16 protein-coding genes are annotated in these 16,810 nt (G+C 44.3%); all 16 read left to right on the forward strand.

Annotation, left to right across the window (positions count from 1 at the left end):
* The first annotated feature begins 181 nt into the window (after positions 1 to 181).
* The 16 genes from CB4_RS03080 to CB4_RS03155 all read left to right on the forward strand — a co-directional run bounded on the left by CB4_RS03080 (position 182) and on the right by CB4_RS03155 (position 16,801).
* The gene (locus CB4_RS03080) at positions 182 to 931 is read left to right on the forward strand and encodes a M23 family metallopeptidase (protein ID WP_096463534.1); all 750 of its coding nucleotides are present in this window, start codon (positions 182 to 184) and stop codon (positions 929 to 931) included.
* A 130-nt stretch (positions 932 to 1,061) separates the two neighbouring features.
* Positions 1,062 to 1,349: a sporulation transcriptional regulator SpoIIID gene (gene spoIIID / locus CB4_RS03085; RefSeq protein WP_096463535.1), complete on the forward strand. Its 288-nt coding sequence runs from the start codon at positions 1,062 to 1,064 to the stop codon at positions 1,347 to 1,349.
* An 82-nt stretch (positions 1,350 to 1,431) separates the two neighbouring features.
* Positions 1,432 to 2,448, forward strand: a complete 1,017-nt coding sequence (gene mreB / locus CB4_RS03090; protein WP_096463536.1) for a rod shape-determining protein — start codon at positions 1,432 to 1,434, stop codon at positions 2,446 to 2,448.
* A gap of 82 nt (positions 2,449 to 2,530) precedes the next feature.
* Positions 2,531 to 3,418 (forward strand): flagellar hook-basal body protein, encoded by an 888-nt coding sequence (locus tag CB4_RS03095; protein ID WP_096463537.1) that lies wholly within the window; start codon positions 2,531 to 2,533, stop codon positions 3,416 to 3,418.
* 18 nt (positions 3,419 to 3,436) lie between these two features.
* Positions 3,437 to 4,300, forward strand: a complete 864-nt coding sequence (locus CB4_RS03100) for a flagellar hook-basal body protein (RefSeq protein ID WP_096463538.1) — start codon at positions 3,437 to 3,439, stop codon at positions 4,298 to 4,300.
* Position 4,301: 1 nt separating this feature from the next.
* A complete protein-coding gene (locus tag CB4_RS21230; protein ID WP_231956131.1) occupies positions 4,302 to 4,553 on the forward strand; it encodes a DNA-directed RNA polymerase subunit beta in 252 nt (83 codons plus the stop codon).
* A 78-nt stretch (positions 4,554 to 4,631) separates the two neighbouring features.
* On the forward strand, positions 4,632 to 5,129 hold the full coding sequence (locus tag CB4_RS03110) for an Lrp/AsnC family transcriptional regulator (protein ID WP_096467608.1): 498 nt from the start codon (positions 4,632 to 4,634) through the stop codon (positions 5,127 to 5,129).
* Entirely contained in the window at positions 5,126 to 6,307 is a 1,182-nt protein-coding gene (locus tag CB4_RS03115; protein ID WP_373681357.1) for an aminotransferase, read from the forward strand. The genes CB4_RS03110 and CB4_RS03115 overlap by 4 nt, the downstream gene beginning before the upstream one ends.
* 109 nt (positions 6,308 to 6,416) lie before the next feature.
* Positions 6,417 to 7,190, forward strand: coding sequence for a WecB/TagA/CpsF family glycosyltransferase (locus tag CB4_RS03120; protein WP_331713183.1), 774 nt, complete (start codon positions 6,417 to 6,419; stop codon positions 7,188 to 7,190).
* A 34-nt stretch (positions 7,191 to 7,224) separates the two neighbouring features.
* Positions 7,225 to 8,301, forward strand: coding sequence for a glycosyltransferase family 4 protein (locus tag CB4_RS03125; protein WP_373681356.1), 1,077 nt, complete (start codon positions 7,225 to 7,227; stop codon positions 8,299 to 8,301).
* Between the two features lie 62 nt (positions 8,302 to 8,363).
* Complete coding sequence (locus tag CB4_RS03130) at positions 8,364 to 8,858, forward strand: VanZ family protein (protein ID WP_157737769.1); 495 nt, start codon at positions 8,364 to 8,366, stop codon at positions 8,856 to 8,858.
* A 246-nt stretch (positions 8,859 to 9,104) separates the two neighbouring features.
* On the forward strand, positions 9,105 to 10,433 hold the full coding sequence (locus CB4_RS03135; RefSeq protein WP_096463541.1) for a glucose-6-phosphate isomerase: 1,329 nt from the start codon (positions 9,105 to 9,107) through the stop codon (positions 10,431 to 10,433).
* Positions 10,434 to 10,623: 190 nt separating this feature from the next.
* Positions 10,624 to 11,424, forward strand: coding sequence for an ABC transporter permease (locus CB4_RS03140; protein WP_096463542.1), 801 nt, complete (start codon positions 10,624 to 10,626; stop codon positions 11,422 to 11,424).
* 12 nt (positions 11,425 to 11,436) lie between these two features.
* A complete protein-coding gene (locus tag CB4_RS03145; RefSeq protein ID WP_096463543.1) occupies positions 11,437 to 12,711 on the forward strand; it encodes an ABC transporter ATP-binding protein in 1,275 nt (424 codons plus the stop codon).
* Positions 12,712 to 12,723: 12 nt separating this feature from the next.
* The gene (locus CB4_RS03150) at positions 12,724 to 15,927 is read left to right on the forward strand and encodes a glycosyltransferase (RefSeq protein WP_096463544.1); all 3,204 of its coding nucleotides are present in this window, start codon (positions 12,724 to 12,726) and stop codon (positions 15,925 to 15,927) included.
* A 52-nt stretch (positions 15,928 to 15,979) separates the two neighbouring features.
* The gene (locus CB4_RS03155; protein ID WP_231956133.1) at positions 15,980 to 16,801 is read left to right on the forward strand and encodes a methyltransferase domain-containing protein; all 822 of its coding nucleotides are present in this window, start codon (positions 15,980 to 15,982) and stop codon (positions 16,799 to 16,801) included.
* The last annotated feature ends 9 nt before the right edge of the window (positions 16,802 to 16,810 follow it).

A 16,810-nucleotide genomic window follows, 5' to 3' on the forward strand; every position in this document is an offset into this window, starting at 1 on the left:
CTATACCCAGCGGAGCAGACAGTAGATACTTCTTATGTAGAGGGGAAAGGCAAGGAATCTTTCGATTCCCTCCTCCCATCCCCCACCAAGCTACCGTTATGCATCCCAAAAAAGAAAAATTTTTTAAATCATGTTTATCCCCTCTTTTTCCTGTCAAAGCTGGGTGATGAGGTGATAAACAATGAATGAAGATCAAATGAAACAAACAGGCTCTTCATCCCCGGTTAAAAAAGTGCAAACCAGCAGATGGAGACGAATGGCAAGTAAAAAATGGATTTTTCCCGCTGCCTACATGGGGATTGCGGCTATCATACTGGCGGGCGTAATGTGGTATCAGAACAGCAAAGATTTCTCCTTCACGAATGAAACGCCGAAGGCCATTCCGCAGTCTGTTGAGCCGGACAGCGGACAGGCTCAAACTGCCCAGCTTCCGGATGAACAAAAGGCCGTCCCAGTAAATGCAGAGGCACCGTTTGTATGGCCAGCCAAAGCTGAAGCGGACACGCACAAAGTGATGAACTTCTTTGATGAGACAGCGGACAAGAAAGATCAGGAAGCAGCATTGATTCAATACGACAATTCGTATTGGCCAAACACAGGCATTGCGATTGCAGCTAAAAATAAGAAATCGTTTGAAGTAACAGCGGCTCTTGACGGTAAAGTGACGAAGGCGGAACGCGACCCAATGCTTGGCTATCAGGTCGAGGTGAAGCACGATAATGGAATGTCTACCGTATATGCAAGTCTCGATGAGATGAACGTAAAAGCAGGCGATCAGGTAAAACAGGGTGCGGTTGTTGGCATGGCAGGACGCAATGTATTCGAGAAAAATCTCGGCATTCACCTCCATTTTGAAGTGCACAAAGACGGGCATGCAGTAGCGCCGGATACATATCTACCGGCTTCCCGAACTTCCACATCGGCAAAATAACAAGAAAATAGAAGGAAATGAAGAAAAAAGGCTGATTAGTACATGCTATCAGCCTTTTTTCGCATATATACGGCCTTGCCTCAATATACTGTATCAGACCAACGACCATAAGGTTTAGGAGGCGAGAGGAGTGCACGATTACATCAAGGAGCGAACGATGAAAATCGGCCACTACATTGTCGAAACTCGTAATACCGTTCGCAAGATTGCCAAAGAGTTTGGCGTGTCGAAAAGTACGGTGCACAAAGACTTAACAGAACGACTCCCGGAAATTAATCCTGAGCTGGCTAACGAAGTGAAAGAGATCCTCGAATATCACAAATCTGTTCGTCATCTGCGAGGAGGAGAAGCAACGAAGATCAAGTACAAACGCAAGAGTAGAAGCTACCGGAAGGAGGAAGCAGAAGAGTTGGCCTGATGTAAAATCTCCTTGTTACAGTACAATATGCGTAGTACAATATTCTGATGATATAACTGTTAATTACAGGGAGGCTCTTTTCATGTTAGGCAAAGATATAGGAATTGATTTAGGAACGGCCAACGTCGTTATTTATGTCCGGGGGCGCGGCGTTGTGCTTGATGAACCTTCAGTCGTAGCTATTGACAGCTTTAGTAAACGGGTGCTTGCTGTAGGGGAGGAAGCACGCCGTATGGTTGGGCGTACGCCGGGCAATATCGTGGCGATTCGTCCGCTTCGGGATGGGGTGATTGCGGATTTTGACATTACAGAAGCAATGCTGAATCATTTCATTAAAAAAATCGGCATCAAGGGATTCATGGCTCGGCCGCGTATCTTGATCTGTACACCTACGAATATTACATCGGTAGAGCAAAAAGCGATTCGGGAAGCAGCGCAGCGATGCGGAGCAAGAGAAGTGTTCCTGGAAGAAGAACCAAAAGTAGCTGCTGTGGGAGCCGGTATGGATATTTTTCAGCCGTATGGCAACATGGTAGTAGATATGGGCGGTGGAACAACCGATGTTGCGGTACTCTCTATGGGGGACATCGTCACCGCCTCTTCTATTAAAATGGCCGGGGACAAGTGTGACCTTGCTATTATGAAATATATTAAAGAAAAGTACAAGCTTCTCATTGGCGAACGCACTGCTGAAGATATTAAAATTCAGATCGGAACGGTATTTCCGGGATCGCGCACGGACTCGATCGATATACGCGGCCGCGACATGGTATCAGGACTGCCACAGACTGTTACGATTACGTCAGAAGAAGTATGTACGGCGCTACAAGAGATTGCACAGGCAATTGTTCTCGCTTCCAAAAGCGTGCTGGAACGCACACCACCGGAACTCTCGGCAGATATCATTGACCATGGAATCATGCTGACAGGTGGAGGCGCACAGCTGCACGGCCTTGATCGTCTGCTGGCAGAAGAGCTTAAAGTGCCTGTAATGATTGCCGAACAGCCGATGGCCTGCGTAGCGATAGGAACGGGACTTATGCTGGAAAATCTGGACAAGTCTCCCCAGAATAGAAGGAAGAAAAAGATTTTTTCATAGAGTTCAGTCTGCTATAATAAACACAATAGGACCCCTCCCTTTTTTTGCCTAACACGTATCTTATGAAAGTAAGGTGAGAGCCATGTTGCGTGGTTTAGACGCTGCAGCGTCTGGAATGATGGCCAATCAGGCACGTCAGGACGCATTAACGAATAATCTTGCAAACGTAAATACACCGGGTTACAAAACAGATAATGCGGCATTCCGCTCGTTCCCGGAAGTGCTGATTGAGCGCATTCGGGATATGGATGGCAGTGCGGCGAATGGACTTGGTAGCAAGCAGATTCTCGGTCAGCTCACACACGGGGTGTACAATCAGGAGCTTGTGCCGAATTTTGCCCAGGGCGATGCGCTTGAAACCGGGAAAGAGCTGAATTTTGCGATTGAAGACGGGATGCTTGCACCGCAGGTTATTGATGGTCGAAGTGTACAGCCGCGTACATTTTTCAAGGTGCAGAAGCCAGGTGAGAACGGTGGTGCACCAGAGATTTTCTACACGCGGAGCGGGAACTGGACGATGAATGCGGCCGGATATTTGGCTACACCAGAAGGATATGAGGTGCTTAACGCCAATAACCAGCCGATTAATTTGCGGACACTGCTTGGCAATCAGCCGCTGTCGAAGAAGACGCTTGTGGTAACGCCTCAGGGCCAGCTCACAGCGCCGCTTACACCTAGTTCACAGCCGGTACAGCTTGGAATCGTACGAGTCGATAATCCGGCGCTTACCATGATTAAAGAGATGGACACAGCTTTCCGTTATACAGGAGCAGGCCAGCCAGCCGCATTTAATCCGCTGCGTGATGCTGCTGTTTCCATCAAGCAGGGTTATGTGGAGCGCTCCAATGTAGATGCGGGTCGTACGATGACAGACATGATGAATGTCATTCGCAGCTATGAGGCGAATCAGAAAGTGCTAAGTGCGTATGATACGACACTCCAGAAGCTCGCTGAAGTAGCGAGAGTATAAGGGCGAGAGGAGTAAACTATGAATCACGCGATGATCAATGCCGCATCCGGCGTGCGGGCGATGCAGCTGCGTGTCGATACGATTGCGAACAATCTAGCCAATTCGGATACCGTGGGCTTCAAGTCAAGCGATACGACGTTCGCTTCGATGCTGACCCGCAAGCTTGATAACCAGCCGTATCCTCAGTATGAGCAAGGGCGTCAGACCCCATATGGAACTCGTCCGGGATTTGGTGCTAAAGAAGCGCTGCAAGTCGTGAATTATACACAGGGTTCGATGAAGCAGACCGATTCTCCGACAGATTTGTTTCTGCAGGGAGAAGAAGCGCTTTTCCGTGTGCAGCGAGCGGGTGTAAACGGGCGCCCGAATGAAACCTACTTTACACGAGCGGGTAACTTTTCACTGATGCCTACAAATAACGGGCAGCTTGCTCTTCTGACGGCTCAGGGAGATGCTGTAATGGATAATGCAGGGCAGCCGGTTCGGATTCCATCCGGTGCCACGAACTTTACGGTTAATGCAGATGGACAGATTGTATATAAACTGAATGATGTGCAAACACAGGGGCCGCGCATCGGGGTTTACACTGTTCAGAACTTGAATATTTTACATCCGGCCGGTGAAAATTATTACCGTGTACCGGTTGAGCAGATAGGCGGCAATGCCCAATGGACAGATTATGTCCGGCTGTCGAATGCTAATGGAGCAGCCATGCCGAATGGTGTTGGCATTCAGCAGCGGGCGTTAGAAGCATCTAATGTCGATCTGCGCAAAGAGATGACCATGCTGATTGAAGCACAGCGCGGCTTGCAGTTTAATGCCCGAGCGATATCCTTCAATGATCAGATGTCAGATATTACGAATCGAATTTATAAGGGTTGATATGATGCCAGAACAAAGCAGGCCATCAGGAGCTTCGGCAGCGCAAACCCGGCAGGAGAGTGCAGCACCGCAGCGTAAGAAGCGCCGGGACCGCGCTCCGATGCTGGCACGAATTATGCTGATTCCCTTTTTGTTGTTCATTGCGTTGATTGCGGGAGCGATTACGGGCTACAGTATCTTGGGAAAAGGGTCTGCAGTAGAGGTATTTGATCTGCATACCTGGAAGCATATGTATGATTTAGTGTTCAGTTAATCGGGAACACTTTTCTTTTTTTACTTATATATTTCTAAAAATTTCTATAAAGATTTTTACCAGAAGGGTTGGATGAAAATGGAGAGAGAGAAACAGCGCGAACTACTCCATATTCTGGAGGAAAATGGACGACGTTCCGCCGAAACAATTGCAACAATGCTTGGCACATCCATTGAAGAAGTCAAGGAAACCATCGAGAAGCTGGAAAAAGAAAAAATCATTATCAAATATCCGGCGATTGTGAACTGGGAGAAAGTTGACGAAAATGATCTGGTAACCGCTATGATTGATGTGAAGGTGACACCGAAGCGCGAAGTAGGTTTCGATGAAATTGCGGAACGTATCTACCGTTTTCCGGAAGTGCAGTCTGTATACTTAATGTCCGGTGCGTATGATTTATCAGTTGTAATTGAAGGGAAAACCATGCGTCAGGTTGCTCAGTTCGTATCAGAGAAGCTGTCTGCCCTTGATTCCGTTATTTCGACAACAACACACTTCATTCTCAAAAAATACAAGCATGACGGCGTAATTCTTGAGAAGCCGGAAGACGACAAAAGGATGGTTGTAACTCCATGAGTATGCAGCAGATGACGACCAACCAGAGACTATCCCGTACCATTCAACAGATTCCGCCGTCCGGTATTCGCCGCTTCTTCGAGCTGGCATCTTCCATGGAAGGAGTCGTATCGCTTGGCGTAGGCGAGCCGGACTTCGTAACCCCGTGGCACATGCGTGAAGCAGCGATCACATCGCTTGAACGTGGATATACAGCTTATACATCGAATAGCGGTATGTATGAGTTACGTGAAGAAATCTGCCGGTACTTATCTTCTTCATTTGGTGTCGGCTACAATCCGAATAATGAAGTGTTGATTACAGTTGGGGCGAGTGAAGGCATTGATATCGCGTTGCGTGCCCTGCTTGATCCAGGCGATGAAGTACTTGTTGTGGAGCCGTGCTACGTATCGTATGATCCGGTTGTTCGCCTTGCAGGTGGTGTGCCGGTCGCTGTCCGCACCTCACTTGAGGATCAATTCAAGCTGACACCGGAGCAACTCGAAGCACAAATTACAGACCGGACCAAGGCGATTATCTTCTGCTTCCCGAACAATCCAACTGGCTCGATCATGACTAAAGAAGAGTTAAACGCATTAGCGCGGGTGATCGAGAAGCATGATCTGATTGTAATTTCAGATGAGATTTATGCCGAACTGACGTATGATACGGAGCACACAAGCTTCGCCTCGTTGCTGGGCATGAAAGATCGGACGATTCTTCTATCCGGTTTCTCCAAAGCATTCGCGATGACCGGCTGGCGTATCGGCTATGCAGCCGGTCCGGAAGATATTATTCAGGCGATGGTCAAAATTCACCAGTATACCATGTTGTGTGCCCCGATCATGGGTCAGATAGCGGCTCTTGAAGCGCTGCGTCATGGGATGGACGACAAAAATCGTATGGTAGAGAGCTACCGTCAGCGCCGCAACTACATTGTCAAGGCATTCGGACAGATTGGGTTGACCTGTCACAAGCCAGAAGGTGCATTTTATGCGTTTCCATCCATTGCATCGTCTGGCATGACAGCGGAAGACTTCGCTGAGCAGCTGATCCTGGAGCAAAAAGTGGCGGTCGTGCCAGGAAGTGTATTCGGAGACGGTGGTGCACTGCACATCCGTTGTTCGTATGCGACGTCGATGGAGAATTTAGAGATTGCGATTGATCGGATGGATCAATTTTTACAGAAGCATAAGTAAGAGAGAAGAGCAAACGGGATTTTGCATTTATGTTTGTACTTTTGGGTAACTTGATATAAAATGAAGGCGGTGCAGGTTATTCTGTACCGCCTTATTTCGTATGTGAAGCGTGAAGCAAAGAATGGATGATTCAATCATGACTATACAGAAGCGGGTATGGGTTTTGCAGGTGCCATTTCTGGCTGCGACGCGCCAGGAAACTGCAGACCATCTGGCCCAACGCATTCAGCAGGGAGAGCGAATGCAGGTCGTAACAGCGAACCCGGAGATTGTGATGCTCGGGCGCGAGAGTTCGTCTTATATGAAACTGCTGCAGCAGGCAGATGTGATCACACCAGACGGGATCGGGGTAGTACTGGCCTCCCGCTGGATCGGAGAGCCACTTCCGGAGCGCGTGGCAGGCTATGAATTGTTGCACACGTTAATGGAGCATGCTAATCAGCATGGCTGGAGCTATGTACTCGTGGGGGCGTCTCCTGCATCGTGCACAGGAGCAGCGGAAACACTACAGAAAATGTATCCGCAGGCGCAATGCGCAGGGCATTTCGACGGGTATTTTACACCGGAGAAGGAAAAGGTCATCCTTGCAAGCATTCGGGACGCTAAGCCACAGTTTCTGTTTGTTGGATTAGGGGCACCACGTCAGGAAGAATGGATTGCTCGTCATCTAAAAGAGTTGCCAGTTAATCTCGCGATGGGTGTCGGGGGGAGTCTGGACGTGCTATCTGGTACAGTGGCACGTGCGCCAGAGATGTGGCAGAAGCTGAATTTGGAATGGCTATACCGCCTGCTTTCCCAGCCGAAGCGCTGGAGAAGACAGCTGTTGCTGCCGAAGTTCGCTTTGTCCGTGCTGTGGAATCAGGTCATACTACGCAAGAAATAGACGTAGAAATTTAAATAGCACAAGGAGAGAAACCATGGAGAGTTACATGGATTATCTGAACGGACTGTACGGGTTTATTGCCGCGCTTGTCGTTACGATTGTTGCGACCCCGCTTGTGAAAGCTTTTGCGATCCGTATCGGCGCCGTAGATAAACCCAATCATCGCAAAGTTCACCAGCGATTGATGCCGCGCCTTGGTGGTCTGGCTATCTATATTGGTTTTGCGCTAGCTTATATGTTTTTCATCCCTTCATCTAAAGAAACATTCGGCATCTTTCTTGGCGGTAGTATTATCGTGCTCGTCGGTGCTCTAGATGATCGGTTTGAATTGTCTCCGAAGGTAAAATTGTTAGGACAAATTATCGCCGCACTTGTCGTTGTATGGTATGGGCTGCGGATTGAATTTATTAACTTGCCGTTTGAAGGCACACTTAATTTTGAATGGATTGCGATTCCGATCACGATTATTTGGATGATCGGGATTACGAATGCGGTCAACTTGATCGACGGTCTCGATGGTCTGGCTGCTGGTGTATCCGGCATTGCCACGGCTGCGATGATGATCATGGCCCTGATTATGGGCAACACGATCGTTGCGATTTACTGTATGATTCTACTGGGTGGGATTATCGGCTTCCTGTTCTATAATTTCCATCCGGCGAAGATTTTTATGGGTGATACCGGGGCGTTATTCCTTGGCTTTAACCTGGCGGCGCTCTCGATTATGGGCTTTAAGTATGTGACGCTGTTCTCGATTATCCCGATTTTGATTCTTGGGGTTCCACTTTCTGATACGGCGTTCGCCATGCTGCGACGCTTCCTGAACAAGAAGCCGATCTCGGTTGCGGATAAGGAGCATCTGCATCACTGCTTGCTTGCACTTGGCTTGTCACATCGTAATACAGTGCTTGTTATTTATGGCATCAGCATTATGTTTGCGACAGCGGCCATTGTCTTCTCACAGTCGACGCTGTGGGGGGCAGGCATTCTTATTTTGACGCTACTGTTTGTGTTGCAACTCGGGGCCGAATTGATCGGCTGGCTGGGAGAGAAGAAGAAGCCGCTGCTGAATACGGCACGAAGAATCCGGCAGATGAGAGCGGGAAAATAAATATGCAAAAAAACACCGTGCACTTTTGCAGGGTGTTTTTTTGTGCAAGGGAGAGAGATAGGATGAGGAAACGATGGATCGTAGTGGGGGTGGCGCTGATGGCTGCTGTTATTTTTGTATCATCGTCTATTCCGTATGACAGGCAGAACATTCAGCCATTGCTGGCGCGCATGGTGAATCAAGATCTGGTGACGCGCTGGTTCGGCTGGGTGGATTTTATGTATGGCACGAAAGAGATTAGCATTGCTCATGTAGGGGTCCCGGCTTTTCTAGAGTTCTTTATCCGCAAGGCAGCACACCTGATCTCGTATGCGCTGCTGGGCTATCTGATGAGCCGTCTGCTGGGCGTGCTGCGGTTGCACGGTTGGAGGAATGCTCTCTGTGCGATCGGATTGGCTGTCCTGTATGCGGCATCGGATGAGATTCACCAGATGTTTACCCCTCATCGTCAGGGAACACCGATTGATGTGTGCCTGGATGCGTGTGGGGCGGCTGTTGGGGTGTGGCTGGCGTGGAAGCGGGTCAATCACAGTGAGAGAAGCACAGGCAGAGATTGAGAAGCTGTCTATAGACGATTGGGTGATTCAGGAATAGTTGCAGTAACAAACCAAAAGGGAGAGGATTGCTTAGGCAGATATTCTCCCTTTTTTGCTGTCGATATATAAGGAATAACATTGATGGGAAATTACATACCCCCATCCTCTTCCTCCCTTGGAAGTTATGCTATACTAGCGATATTCCAATCACATCATCAGAACGCAAAAGTAGACATAGAATGGTTTTCTTCGAGGAGAGAAGAAGAATTGAACAAAAAAATTACCTTTGATTACAGTGGTGCTACGCCGTTCTTTTCACAACATGAACTGGACTTCCTGCTGCCACAGATCAAACAAGCGCATGAGATGATCCACAAGCGTACAGGGCCAGGTAGTGAGTATCTCGATTGGGTAGAATGGCCGCTTACATACGATAGGGAAGAATACGAGCGTATCAAGCAGATCAGCACAATCATTCGTGAACAAGCGGATGTACTGCTTATTATCGGGGTTGGGGGGTCGTACCTCGGTGCGCGTGCTGCCATCGAAATGCTGTGCCCGGCTTTCTATAATCAGCTCCCGCGAGCCAAACGAAATGGTCCAGAAATTTATTTTATCGGCCATCATCTTCATTCCGATTATATCGCGCAACTGCTAGAAATCATGCAGGACAAAAATGTGTATGTAAACGTTATCTCAAAATCGGGAACCACACTTGAACCAGCACTTTCTTTCCGCTTGCTTCGCGATTTTCTGGAGAAGAAGTATGGCAGAGAAGGCGCTCGAACGCGTATTATCGCGACCACAGACCGAAAAAAAGGCGCACTCAAGCAGCTGGCTGATCTGGAAGGATATGAAACGCTCACGGTGCCGGATGGAATTGGTGGGCGGTATTCAGTCCTCACCTCAGTAGGTCTTCTTCCGATGGCTGTCACAGGGATACAGATTGATGAAGTCATGCGCGGCGCTGCGGATGGGGTAGAGTTATATCGAGAGGCAGAACTCGCAGATAACTCCGCTTATCAGTACGCGGCGCTTCGTCAGCTTTTGTATCGCAAAGGCAAAACGATAGAGCTTCTTGCCAGCTATACGCCTTCTCTGCAGTATGTAGCGGAGTGGTGGAAGCAGTTATTCGGGGAAAGCGAAGGGAAAGATGGGAAGGGAATGTTTCCGGCCAGCATCCAGTTTACAACGGAACTTCACTCTATCGGTCAGTACGTGCAGGAGGGGCATCGCCACTTAATAGAGACGACGCTTTGGATTGAAGAATCCGCTGTGCAAGTGACGATCCCTAGTCTGGAAGACAATTTAGACAATTTACACTATCTTTCAGGCACAACATTTCATGAAATAAATGAGAAAGCATGTAAGGCGACGATTCAAGCACATGTCGCAGGTGGTGTACCGAACCTGAAAGTGAGTATTCCGGAAGCCTCGCCGTATTATTTTGGACAGATGGTCTATTTCTTTCAGAAAGCATGTGCGATAAGTGGATACATGCTTGGCGTGAACCCGTTTGACCAGCCTGGTGTGGAAGTGTATAAGGAAGAGATGAGGAATTTATTAAATCAGAATCAGACCATTATAACTAGGTAGCTTCTCCGACACCTCGATGTAGAAGTGTATATTGACAGAGTTATCGATTTTAGGGTTTATAAAATTCTGTATAATTAAAACAAACTGATAACAGTTGTTATAAATTTTGATGTTGTTTCAAGCGTATATGGAGGAGCGCTATGAAATATCAAAAATCAAGAGCGGGTACACATACAAGAGAGGTAGAACAATGACACGAGTGCTTTCATTTGTACGAGCGCTATTGCAGAGCCGACGCTTGATTTGGGAATTGGCAAAGAAAGATTTTCAGTCGCGCTATCTTGGTTCGTATCTAGGAATTATATGGGCGTTCGTGCAGCCGACGATTATGATATTGCTTTTTTGGTTTGTATTTCAGGTGGGATTTAAATCAATGCCTGTAGATCACTTTCCGTTTATCCTCTGGCTTATATGTGGTTTGATACCGTGGTTCTTTTTTTCAGATGCATTGAATAGTGCAACAATGTCGATTACAGATAATAGCTACCTTGTTAAGAAAATTGTGTTTCGAGTAGGAATTTTACCTTTTATAAAAATTATTTCTGTTCTGTTGATACATGTATTCTTCATCGGCTTTCTATTTATAGCATTCACAGTATATGGATATTATCCGAATCTATATAACTTGCAGGTACTCTATTATTCATTTGCCATGATTATGTTGGTGCTTGGATTATCATGGATCACATCTGCGTTGGTTGTATTTTTGAAAGATGTTGGACAGATTGTTGCGATGATTTTGCAGTTTGGATTTTGGTTAACCCCGATTTTCTATGCTGTGAAAGTTGTTCCTGAAAAATACCATACCATTATGAAGTTAAATCCGATGTTCTATATTATAGAAGGCTATCGAGATACATTTATCTACCATGTCTGGTTCTGGGAGCATTATAAGGTAACAGCATACTTTTGGAGCGTAACAGGGGCATGCCTGATCGTTGGGGCTATTATATTTAAAAAATTACGGCCACATTTTGCGGATGTATTGTAAGGAGATAAAGGAATGAATACAGAAAATGTGGCAATTCACGTTAGAAATGTAACAAAGACATATAGACTCTATAAAAAACCTGTAGACAGATTAAAAGAATCCTTGCATCCGGGACGCAAGACGTATCATACCGAATTTTATGCCTTACATAATCTTTCGTTTGAAATAAAAAAAGGCGAAACGATAGGGATTATCGGTAAAAATGGTTCAGGGAAATCAACACTGCTCAAGATCATTACCGGAGTATTGCAGCCGACGACGGGGGATGTACAGGTCAGTGGAAAAGTTTCAGCTCTTTTGGAACTAGGTGCCGGGTTTAATCCAGAAATGACAGGGATTGAAAATATTTATTTGAACGGCATGATTATGGGATACGCCAAAGAGGAAATTGATGAAAAGCTAGCTGACATTTTATCATTTGCAGACATTGGAGACTTTATAGGCCAACCTGTAAAGACATATTCGAGCGGGATGTTTGTTCGATTAGCGTTTGCGGTGGCGAGTAGTGTAGAACCGGAGATCTTGATTGTGGATGAAGCATTAAGTGTAGGAGATATTCGGTTTCAGCAGAAGTGTCTGCGAAGAATAGAAGAACTGAAGGGAAAAAAAACAATTTTATTTGTTTCCCATGATCTTGGAATCATAAGCAAATTTTGTGATCGATGCATTTGGATAAATGAAGGGGAACTATACGGTGATGGTGCCCCGGTACATATCGCGAAGAGATACCAGGCTTTTATGACAGATTCGCGTACGTCTACTTATAAGGAAAACAATGATAGTTATTCACATAACAATCAAAAACCTACATGGGAAATCGAACCGATTCAACCAGGACTTGATGTACTGGGGGATAATCAAGCGAAAGTCCTGGGGATTTCTCTGCTAGATCTCCATAACAACCGAGTATCAATGGTAAGTCCAGGAGAAGAGAGCAAGCTTGTTATACGTGTGCAGTTCAGCACGGAACTTGTATCTCCCATCATTGGTTTTATGATTAAAGACCGACTAGGAAATATTGTTACCCAATCTAACAATGCTGTTCTGGATAAAGAAATAGAAAATACAGGGGAAGAAATACAGGATTTCTGCTTTCAATTTAGAATTCCTTCCTTAAATAACGGATACTATACGATTTCACCAGCAGTTGCTTCCGGTACCATGGAGGATCATGTACAGCATTGCCTGGTGCATGATGCTGTAGTCTTTCAGATCGTAGACACGACAAGGTATCCCTTACAAGGATTTATTTTTATCGATGAGATTGATTTTTATAAACTAACATAAGAGGTTGATTCGATGAAGTTTACTGGAGAACGTTTTATCCCGGATATGCTTGATAATCATGAGTTAGAAGTGGAACACATGCAGCGATATATGTCGGTTTTGCCTGTGATAAAAGATAAAGTGGTACTGGATGCAGCCTGTGGAGAAGGATACGGCTCGAGTATGATGGCAGAGTATGCTGACAGGGTGTATGGAATTGACAGTAGTGAAGAAGTGATTGAGCATGCTACATCCAAATATTCGAGAGGAAATCTATTCTTTCAAACGGCTTCCATTGAGGCCATTCCGTTAGCGGATAACAGTGTGGATGTTGTTGTTTCGTTTGAAACCATTGAGCATGTTAAGCAAGACATACAGCATACCTTTCTTACGGAAGTAAAACGAGTGTTGAAAGAAGATGGGGTCTTTATCATTTCAACACCTGATAAGCGAGTATACTCAGATATACCCGGATATAAAAATGAATTTCATGTGAGAGAATTTTATCAGGACGAATTCGAATCTTTTCTAAAGCGATACTTCCCTGTCGTTGATCTGTACTATCAAGGTTTTCAAGTACATCCGGTTATTACCGCCCCTAATACAGCAGAACTTACCGTATTACAAACACAGGAAAAACAAATTAAAGAAGCCAAATATATGATCGCGGTTTGTAGTCACGACACCCATCTAAACCGTTCCGTAAACCTCGGAACAGCCATTCTTGATCCCGAACAAAACTATGAAAAGTTAACGAGTAGAATTGTAAGCCTTCAGGATGAAGTAGAAGAAAGAAACCATCATCTCCATTATTTAGATAATGAAATAGCGATCAGAGACCAACAAATTGCTTCCCTTGTAGAAAAAGCCGAACATGATCGGCTCACCAGCCAGGCTTTGCTTAAGAGTTATGAAGAACAAATAGAGAAATATAAGGATGGGAAAATACAGCTTGAAACAGAGCTTCATAATAAAAGGGGCCATATTGAGCTTTTATTGGAGCAAGAACGAATATTGCACAATATTACAGGCTCATGGGAATGGAGACTAGTTAAGAAATTTCATAAAATAAGGGATCGATTTTTTCCAAGAGGAACAAAGAGAAGATTATTTACAAAGCTCGCTTTGAAGACCATTAAAAACCCTCGACTAATGATAGGGAGAATAAATTCACATAACCTCAAAGTATTCTTGCGCCATCTTAAAACAAACGAGATTACCATGTTAGAGAATAAAGTACAGAATCAGATTACAATGTATTCCCCCTCAGAGAGGCCGGAAGTAAAGCTCATTGAGCCAGTAGATGTGCAGGAAAAAATAATCCTTCCTAAGCTGGATCATCCGCTTGTTTCGATTGTTATTCCAGTTTACAACAAATGGGAGTATACATATTCTTGCTTACGCTCCATTCTTGAGCATACGCAAAATGTCGCCTATGAAGTGATTCTAGCGGATGATATGTCTTCGGATGAGACTGTGAATGCGGCTTCGATCGTTGAGAACATGAAAATTGTTCGAGATGGTGTGAATAGAGGATTTTTGCTTAATTGCAACAATGCCGCCAAGTATGCCAGCGGTACATACCTATTGTTTTTAAACAATGATACGAATGTACAACCGGACTGGTTAAAGTATCTCGTTGACCTGATTGAACGTGACGAAACAATCGGCATGGTAGGATCAAAGCTGATTTATGGTGATGGACGCTTACAGGAAGCGGGAGGAATCATTTGGAACGATGCAAGCGGATGGAACTATGGACGACTGGATGATCCGGAGAAGCCGGAATATAACTATGTAAAAGAAGTGGATTATATTTCAGGTGCGAGTATTATGATTCGTACATCGCTGTGGAGTGAAATCGGTGGATTTGATGAACGGTATGTCCCTGCGTATTATGAAGATTCAGATCTGGCATTTGAAGTGAGAAAACGTGGATATAAAGTCGTCTACCAACCGAAATCGGTTGTGGTTCATTTTGAAGGAGTGTCACACGGAACCGATACAAACTCAGGAATCAAAAGTTATCAGGTAAGGAATAAAGAAGAGTTTGTAGAAAAGTGGAAAGAAGTTCTGGAAAATAGACATTTCCCGAATGCGGAACATGTATTCTGGGCACGCGATCGAAGTAGGGACAAGAAGACAATTGTAGTAATTGATCACTATGTTCCGCAGTATGATAAAGATGCTGGAAGCCGTACTACTTATCAGTATCTGAAGCTGTTTGTTGAGATGGGACTGAATGTAAAGTTTATCGGAGACAATTTTTATAAAGATGAACGGTATTGCTCTAAGCTAGAGCAGTTAGGCATTGAAGTATTATATGGTGACTGGTACCTGAGACAGTATAAAGAATGGATTAAAACTCATGGTCAAAAAATTGATTATGTATATTTGAATCGTCCTCATATCTCGATAAAATACATTGATTTTATTAAAAAACATACGAATGCACGAATTTTATACTATGGACATGACTTGCATTATTTACGAGAAAGCAGGGAGTATGAGCTTACTAAAAACCCAGCATTACTTGCATCATCTCATGAATGGAAGAAAATTGAACACGAATTAATTGAAAAAGCAGATGTAATCTATTACCCTTCGTATGTAGAAATTAATGAGGTCAAAAAGTACTTTCCTCATTCTCATGCGAAAGCCATTCCAGCCTATATTTTTGATCAGAAAAAAGTAGAAGCAACCGGATTTGAACAGAGAAAACATTTGTTGTTTGTTGGTGGATTTGGCCATAAGCCGAATATAGATGCAGTGTTGTGGTTTGTAAAAGAAATATTTCCGCTTATTGTTGCTAAAATACCGGATATTATCTTTTATGTTGTTGGCTCAAATCCTCCACCTGAGATACAAGGGCTACAGTCCAGTAACATTAAAGTTACTGGATTTGTGACAGATGAAGAACTTGAACACTATTACCATAAGTGTAGAGTAGTCGTTGTTCCACTACGATACGGAGCGGGTGTTAAAGGGAAAGTGGTCGAAGCGATATATTATCAAATTCCCATTGTAACGACATCCATTGGAGCAGAGGGACTGCCTGATGCGGAACAAGTATTGACAATTGAAGATGACGTAGCGAAATTTGCGGAAGCGGTAGTACGGATTTATGATGATGCTCTCTGGTATCAAGAAATGTTAAAGAGAACAAAAAGCTATATTCAAGAGAACTTTTCAAGCGAAACTGTAATAGGTGTAATAAGTGATGATATAAAGCCTTGAAATGGAGAAGATTATGGTTATTAAAAAATGTCCTTGCTGCTTTTCTATTCGTGTGAAAAATATAGTAACTGTAAAAGGATATAATTATTTTCAATGTAAAAGTTGCGGGAGTATTTATATAGATACTCAAATCATAGATAAGATTGATAATGGATTTGGGATCGTTCAATATACAGATAATTATTGGGAGACAGAGCTTGCTGATGCAAGAGAAAGGGCATATGGTGTGGCATTAGCCAGAATGGCTGAGGCATTTTATTACTCAAGAATTCCAATAAAGAGATTTCTCGATATAGGGTCAGGACCAGGTTATTTTTTAGATGCTGTTAGTAAATATTTGCCCAATAGTGAGCATATTTTTTATGCCATTGAAAAGTTTCCACCACCTTCAGAGTTTATAACAAAATCAGAAAATTATCTTGTAGGTGATCTGTCAGATGTAAACTTGAAATTCGACGGTGGAATTTGCATAGAAGTCATTGAACACATTACACCTAATATGTTGAAGAATTTACTAATGAACCTAGCGAAAGTATCGAATGAAGGAGCATTCTATATATTTAATACCGGAATGCCTGATTATGTATTGAAGGAAGATATGGGATATTTAGATCCAATTAGAAGAGGGCATATTGTCAGCTATTCTCTAAAAGCTATTGAAAAACTAGCGAAAGGTATGGATTTTACGGTTTTTCCATTGATAGGAAAATCATGGGCTTTTGGGATTGAGTATAAGACTAAATCGACTAGCTTAGAAAATATACAGGATCGGATTTGGACGGCTTTACCTGATAATTTGAATATTCTTTGTGATAAAGATATGGGAAGTGTATTGAGAATACTGGGACTTGAAACGAGCAGGGCTTATAGATGATTTTCTGAT

This window comes from Aneurinibacillus soli (genome assembly GCF_002355375.1).
In the GTDB taxonomy this organism is placed as follows: domain Bacteria; phylum Bacillota; class Bacilli; order Aneurinibacillales; family Aneurinibacillaceae; genus Aneurinibacillus; species Aneurinibacillus soli.

What these genes read in the sequence shown, in the direction of transcription:
- CB4_RS03080 (WP_096463534.1), top strand. Translation starts at nt 182, where the DNA reads ATGAATGAAGATCAAATGAAACAAACAGGCTCTTCATCCCCGGTTAAA.
- mreB (WP_096463536.1), top strand. Translation starts at nt 1,432, where the DNA reads ATGTTAGGCAAAGATATAGGAATTGATTTAGGAACGGCCAACGTCGTT.
- CB4_RS03095 (WP_096463537.1), top strand. Translation starts at nt 2,531, where the DNA reads ATGTTGCGTGGTTTAGACGCTGCAGCGTCTGGAATGATGGCCAATCAG.
- CB4_RS03100 (WP_096463538.1), top strand. Translation starts at nt 3,437, where the DNA reads ATGAATCACGCGATGATCAATGCCGCATCCGGCGTGCGGGCGATGCAG.
- CB4_RS21230 (WP_231956131.1), top strand. Translation starts at nt 4,302, where the DNA reads ATGATGCCAGAACAAAGCAGGCCATCAGGAGCTTCGGCAGCGCAAACC.
- CB4_RS03110 (WP_096467608.1), top strand. Translation starts at nt 4,632, where the DNA reads ATGGAGAGAGAGAAACAGCGCGAACTACTCCATATTCTGGAGGAAAAT.
- CB4_RS03115 (WP_373681357.1), top strand. Translation starts at nt 5,126, where the DNA reads ATGAGTATGCAGCAGATGACGACCAACCAGAGACTATCCCGTACCATT.
- CB4_RS03125 (WP_373681356.1), top strand. Translation starts at nt 7,225, where the DNA reads ATGGAGAGTTACATGGATTATCTGAACGGACTGTACGGGTTTATTGCC.
- CB4_RS03130 (WP_157737769.1), top strand. Translation starts at nt 8,364, where the DNA reads ATGAGGAAACGATGGATCGTAGTGGGGGTGGCGCTGATGGCTGCTGTT.
- CB4_RS03140 (WP_096463542.1), top strand. Translation starts at nt 10,624, where the DNA reads ATGACACGAGTGCTTTCATTTGTACGAGCGCTATTGCAGAGCCGACGC.
- CB4_RS03145 (WP_096463543.1), top strand. Translation starts at nt 11,437, where the DNA reads ATGAATACAGAAAATGTGGCAATTCACGTTAGAAATGTAACAAAGACA.
- CB4_RS03150 (WP_096463544.1), top strand. Translation starts at nt 12,724, where the DNA reads ATGAAGTTTACTGGAGAACGTTTTATCCCGGATATGCTTGATAATCAT.